Here is an 816-nt window from a genome sequence, read left to right on the forward strand (position 1 = left end):
ATGTTGAGGACGGAGCGGCCGAGCAGGTAGCCGTCGCGGTCGAGGATGTCGTTGAGCAGGCCGTAGCGGACCCCGCCGCCGAGGGCCGCGGGCACGCCCTGCGCCAGGACGAGGGCGAGCGCGGCCGCCGTGGGCAGTCCGGGCGCGGCCTGCACGGCGGTGGCGAGGCCGAGGAGGAGCGCGAGTCCGGCGAGGGTGGCACGGGGCGGCAGCCGGTCCGCCGCCGACAACAGCGTGAGGGCGCCCACGACTTGGGCGAGAGCGGGGCCGAACATGGCCAGCGCGGACAGCAGCGCCGAGCCCGTCGAGGCGTAGACGAGCGACCCGAGGGCGAGCCCCGCGACCGTCTGGGCGGCGATCTGCAGCGAGCAGGCGAAGAAGAAGGGCGGGTATTGCGGCGCGGAGAACAGATCCCGGTACGTACGCATGGCGGGAGGCTGCGGGGTCCGCGGTCCGGGCCGTTAATGTTTCGCGGAGCGGCGAAACGACGTGGGACGGGGCACCGATGGGGATCTGGCAGGTCGACGCGGACACGCTCGCGGGCAGCCGCTTCGTGGTGTCGCAGCTGGCGGAGACGACGGCGGCGCTGAAGAAGCTGGCGGACCCCGCGGCCGCCCACCCCGGCGAACGGCTCTGGCTGGACACGCACCTGCCCGCCTACCGGGCCCGGCTCGCCGCGGACCCGGTCACGGCGCAGTTGGTGGCCGCCGCGTTCGGGGCCACGTGGAGCGCCGACTTCGTCACGCCGACCCCGTACGGGCTGCGCGACCTCGACCTGGACGAGGGGCTCGCCCGCGTCAGGGCCGCCGCCGACCC

The 816-nt window shown here is 75.2% G+C and carries 2 pseudogenes; one reads left to right on the top strand and one right to left on the bottom strand.

The window, feature by feature from the left end:
• Nucleotides 1–428 (bottom strand): annotated as a pseudogene (locus tag G3I40_RS09880) (MFS transporter); the annotation flags it as partial.
• Between the two features lie 77 nt (nucleotides 429–505).
• Here G3I40_RS09880 and G3I40_RS09885 point away from each other — a divergent pair.
• Nucleotides 506–816, top strand: a pseudogene (locus G3I40_RS09885) (transcriptional regulator); the annotation flags it as partial.

This window comes from Streptomyces sp. SID14478 (assembly GCF_010548525.1).
Lineage (GTDB): Bacteria > Actinomycetota > Actinomycetes > Streptomycetales > Streptomycetaceae > Streptomyces.